Below are 4,991 nucleotides of genomic sequence, written 5' to 3'. Positions count from 1 at the left end.
CACCTACAAACATTGGCGAAGGGAAACTACATCCTGATATGGATGGGCAAAACATGCGTGTATTTGCCAAGAGTTATTTTAGGCTATGCCTAACCGAAATTCATCCCCACCTTACCGCTTGGCTCTTGCACGTCACGCGCTTGAAGATGGGGACTTCTTTCGGAAATACGTTAAATTGTTAAAAGTGAAAAGTCATGATTACGGATGGTTTACTATGGCGTATTTGATTCTATCAGAAAGTAAAGTATGGGGAGGATCACAATGTCAGGGAAAAAACGTAAGTGGCTAAAAATGATGTTTACGGGGTGTATTCTTGGTTCATTGTTAGTAACAGCAGGTTGTTCAGGAAAGAAAGCAAGTACAGACGATGAGAAAACGATTAAAGTAGGTGTGCTTGCTTCGTTAACAGGTCCGCTAGAATCGTACGGGAAACAAACAGTAAATGGATTTGAGCTGGGACTCGATTATGCAACAGGTGGAACAGGGAAGGTAGAAGGAAAGAAGATTAAGTTTGTTGTAGAAGATACAGAAACGAAAGCGGATGTAGCAGTTAAAAAAGCTACGAAACTATTAGAAGAAGATAAGGTCGACTTTCTCGTTGGATCTTCGAGTTCAAGTGATACATTAGCAGTGTTACCATTAGCCGAAGAGTATGAAAAAATAATGGTCGTTGAACCAGCGGTTGCAGATAGTATCACGGGTAAGAACTGGAATAAATACATTTTTAGGACAGGAAGAAATTCATCCCAAGATGCAATTGCTGGTGCTGCATCAATTGCTAAGAAAGATGTAAAGATTGCAACATTTGCTCCAGACAACGCCTTTGGACGTGAAGGAATTGCTGCATTTAAAGCTGGAGCGCAAAAACTAGGTGCGAATATTGTAAACGAACAATATGCTGATACAAATTCTACTGATTTTACTGCAAATATTCAAAATATTATTAGTTCAAAACCAGATTATTTATTTATTGTTTGGGCTGGTGCCAACTCACCGTGGAAGCAATTAAAAGATATGAACGTGGAAGGACAAGGAATTAAGATTTCAACAGGGGCACCGGATATACCAGCATTAAAAACAATGGATGCGCTAGTAGGGATGCAAGGGTTTTCAGTATATTATCATACGCTTCCGAAAAATAAAGTGAACGATTGGTTAATAGAAGAACATAAAAAGCGTTTTAATGGAACTGTTCCAGACTTATTTACAGCTGGGGGAATGTCTGCGGCAATCTCCATCGTTGAGGGGTTAAAGAAAACGAAAGGAGATACAGAGGTTGATACGCTCATTAAGAAAATGGAGGGAATGGAATTTGAAACACCAAAAGGTAAAATGAAGTTTCGAGAGAAAGATCACCAAGCATTGCAAACGCTTTATTCGATAACGTTGCAGAAACAAGATGGTGTGGATTATCCAGTGCCTGTTTTAGAACGTGAACTGACAATGAAAGAAACGGAGCCACCAGTTCAAAATAAATAGATTGAATTTTTAAAAAAATAATAGTTTTATCCCGTATTAACGGGCAGTAAGTCCCCCACCTCAAGAGTCAGAGAGAAGCAAGTATAGGTGGGGGATAACTTCGCGTGTAAAAGCCAGATTGGTGAAGTCTTTCCATTAGTAGGGGAATGAAGAAAACCTTTACTAATAGAGGTTTCACTTTATGGGGAGGTAGAGCATGAAGAATTTATTAGAGACTAGAAATCTGTGTGTCTCATTTGGAGAACATCATGTTATTAAAGATGTAAATTTGACGATACAAAAAGGCAAACTTATTTCGATTATTGGGCCGAATGGGGCAGGAAAGACAACTCTCTTTAACTTGTTAAGTGGACAAGTTTCTCCGACGAAAGGGGAGATTTATTTTAAAGAGCGTGATATTACAAAGTTATCGATTCCAGAGCGAACACGTCTTGGAATTGGGCGTTCTTTTCAACTTACAAATATCTTCCCAGAATTAACCGTGATTGAAAATGTCCGCTTAAGTGTACAGTCATTTGTTCAAGATTATTATAGTTTTTTTCCAAACTCCTCTCGATTGAAACAACAGATGGGAGAGGCAAGGCGACTTTTGAAGACAGTATTACTTCATGAAAAAGAAGAAGTGCTAGCGAAAGATTTAGCACATGGAGAAAAGAGAAAATTAGAACTTGCTATGTTGCTAGCGCTGAAGACAGATGTATTGTTACTCGATGAACCGACAGCGGGCATTTCTGTTGAGGAAGTTCCAGCTATTTTACAAGTAATAGAAAATATAAAGAAAAATCGTGAGAATACAATTGTACTTATTGAACACAAAATGGATATGGTATTGCATTTATCCGATCATCTAATTGTATTATTTCATGGAGAGTTATTAGCAGAAGGATTGCCAGAGGAGATTATGAAGGATGAGCGCGTACAAACAGCGTATTTAGGAGGATTATACGGTGACACTATTAAAAGTGGATAATATAGAAACGTATTTAGATCAGTTTCATATTTTACAAGGTGTTTCTTTAGGTGTTGAAAAAGGAACAATAACTGTATTGTTTGGAAGAAACGGGGCCGGAAAAACAACAACTTTACGTTCTATTATGGGATTTCATAGGATTTCTCATGGAGAGATCTATTATTGCGATGAGAAAGTAAATGGTTTATCCACTCATTTGATCTCGCGAAAAGGAATGGGATATGTACCAGAGAATCAAGGGATCTTTCATGATTTAACGGTAGAAGAAACATTTGCTCTCGCAGGGACAAAGAAAGGAATAGAAACTGCGGAAAAGATAGAATGGATGCTCGATTTATTTCCGGACTTAAAACAATATTGGAAAAAAAAGAGTGGCTTTTTGAGCGGAGGACAAAAGCAAATGTTGGCGATTTCAAGAGCGTTCATTAATAGTGATGGATTGTTGCTTATCGATGAGCCAAGTAAAGGATTATCGCCGATTATGATTGAAAAGTTAATGTTCGCTATTTTGAAAATGAAAGAGAAAACAACTGTTTTGCTTGTGGAACAAAATTTTATGATGGCAAGCCAGATAGGGGATTATTTTTACATTATGGATAATGGGAGAATTGTGCATAACGGTTCGATGAATGAACTGAAAGAAGATAAGGAAACATGTCATAAATATTTAGGGATTTCTTAAAGTTGATACGGAGGAGGGGGCGTGGAACGTGGATGTGCTAGTTAATTTGTTTGTAAACGGCGTCTCGACAGGTATGCTTATTTTCTTACTAGCATCTGGACTTTCACTTATTTTTGGTTTAATGAGTGTCCTCAATTTTGCTCATGGTGGATTGTTTGCATGGGGGGCTTTTACGGGTGTATGGCTATTTAATATGACAGGTAGCTATGTACTTGCGTTAATAGGAGCAATTTTGATGGGGATGTTTCTTGGCTTCGTATTAGAAAGGTTTCTTATTCGGCCTGTCTATGGAAATCATGTTCGGCAGCTTCTTGTCACACTTGGTGGAATGCTCGTACTTAGTGAATGTATAAAAGTATTTTGGGGCCCGAATCCTATTAGTGCTAAATTACCATCATGGTTACAAGGGAGCTTTACATTTGATGGGATTATATTAATAAAGTATCGCTTATTTGTTATTGTTGTTGGAGTACTGATCTATATTAGTTTGATGTTGTTATTGCGTAAAACAAAAATTGGACTTATGATTCGCGCGGGGGTAATAGATAAGGAAATGGTTCAAGCTCTCGGCATTAACGTAAAAGCTATATTTTCATTTGTCTTTTTATTAGGAGCTGGAATGGCGGCGTTAGGTGGGTTTCTTCTTGCACCATATTCAGGAGTTATTTTCGCTGAAATGGGCATGCAGTATGCTATTTTAGCTTTTATTGTTGTCATTATTGGAGGGTTGGGCAGCGTACAAGGTTCGGCCATTGCATCTTTAATTGTTGGTTTGGCCGGAGCTTTTACAGCTTACTATATACCTGACTTATCACTCGCAATAAATATGTTAATGTTGTTATTCTTCTTGATAGTTAAACCAACGGGACTTGTTGGTGAGAAGGGGTGAAATGGTGAACATCACATTTAATAGGGCCGGGATATATTTTGGAATAGCTGCATTGATTTGTTTAAGTGTATTCCCTTTCGTAAATGATTCACGGAGCTTACTCATTTTGTTCACACAAATTTTCATCTTTGCAATATTTGCAATGAGTTTTGATATTCTGCTTGGATATACAGGAATTGTTTCATTCGGTCATTGTATGTTTTTTGGAATAGGTGCTTATTGTGTTGCACTCTTATTAGATCGACATGAGGTTTCGATAGCAAGTTTTTTAATCGGTATTGCGATAGCAGTTGTAATATCAGCAATAATTAGTTATATAATCGGTATGCTTTCTTTACGATTAAAAAGTCACTTTTACGCAATGCTAACACTTGCCATTTCACAACTATTCTTCGTACTTGCTGAAAAATGGCGAGCTGTCACACATGGGGGGGATGGTTTTACATTCCGTGTTCCAGAAATGTTTCGTGACCGTTTCACATTTTATTATATTACACTCATATGTCTCATCGTAATTTTTCTATTGCTCCGCTTATTTACACAATCTTCTATTGGTAAAGTGTTGAAGGCGATTTCGCAAAATGAGCAACGTGTAGAAGCGCTTGGATATAAAATTCTCCACTATAAAATTATTGCGAGTGTAGTGGCTGGAATAGTAGCAGCGCTTAGTGGCGGTTTATTTGTCATCACATTACGCTTTGTAAATACAACTGTTTTTTCAATTGAAATGACTTTGAATGCTTTATTAATGACAATGATCGGGGGAGTGGGTACATTAGTTGGAGCAATCGCTGGCGCAGGGATTATTGAGTCCCTAAAGTATTATTTATCAGAACTTGCGGCGCAATATCCCATCTTTGAACGATGGACAATCTTCCTTGGATTACTATATATTATTGTGTTATTAGGTTTCCCGACAGGTTTGGTTGGAATGGTTAAGAAAGTGAAAAATATAGAAGGAAATAAAAAGA

6 protein-coding genes are annotated in these 4,991 nt (G+C 37.5%); all 6 read left to right on the top strand.

Going from position 1 to position 4,991, the window contains the following annotated elements:
- The coding region (locus tag V7183_RS19105; RefSeq protein ID WP_335360484.1) for a hypothetical protein at positions 1 to 182 on the top strand (182 nt) is incomplete at its 5' end.
- A gap of 79 nt (positions 183 to 261) precedes the next feature.
- A complete protein-coding gene (locus V7183_RS19100) occupies positions 262 to 1,479 on the top strand; it encodes a substrate-binding domain-containing protein (protein ID WP_097899075.1) in 1,218 nt (405 codons plus the stop codon).
- A 196-nt stretch (positions 1,480 to 1,675) separates the two neighbouring features.
- Positions 1,676 to 2,449: an ABC transporter ATP-binding protein gene (locus V7183_RS19095; protein ID WP_097899074.1), complete on the top strand. Its 774-nt coding sequence runs from the start codon at positions 1,676 to 1,678 to the stop codon at positions 2,447 to 2,449.
- Positions 2,427 to 3,131, top strand: coding sequence for a branched-chain amino acid ABC transporter ATP-binding protein (locus V7183_RS19090; RefSeq protein WP_097899073.1), 705 nt, complete (start codon positions 2,427 to 2,429; stop codon positions 3,129 to 3,131). The genes V7183_RS19095 and V7183_RS19090 overlap by 23 nt, the downstream gene beginning before the upstream one ends.
- Positions 3,132 to 3,159: 28 nt before the next feature.
- Positions 3,160 to 4,020 carry a branched-chain amino acid ABC transporter permease gene (locus tag V7183_RS19085; protein ID WP_097899072.1) on the top strand — a complete coding sequence of 287 codons (861 nt, stop codon included), beginning with the start codon at positions 3,160 to 3,162 and terminating at the stop codon, positions 4,018 to 4,020.
- Between the two features lies 1 nt (position 4,021).
- Positions 4,022 to 4,991, top strand: a 970-nt coding sequence (locus tag V7183_RS19080; protein ID WP_335360483.1) for a branched-chain amino acid ABC transporter permease, incomplete at its 3' end; no start/stop codon positions are given.

Source organism: Bacillus sp. JJ1127 (assembly GCF_036965845.1).
GTDB lineage: Bacteria > Bacillota > Bacilli > Bacillales > Bacillaceae_G > Bacillus_A.
The sequence above is the reverse complement of the archived record's forward strand: the minus strand, read 5'-3'. Positions and strand labels throughout refer to the sequence as shown.

Coding starts and splice junctions, on each gene's coding strand:
- V7183_RS19095 (WP_097899074.1), top strand. CDS start 1,676: ATGAAGAATTTATTAGAGACTAGAAATCTGTGTGTCTCATTTGGAGAA.
- V7183_RS19100 (WP_097899075.1), top strand. CDS start 262: ATGTCAGGGAAAAAACGTAAGTGGCTAAAAATGATGTTTACGGGGTGT.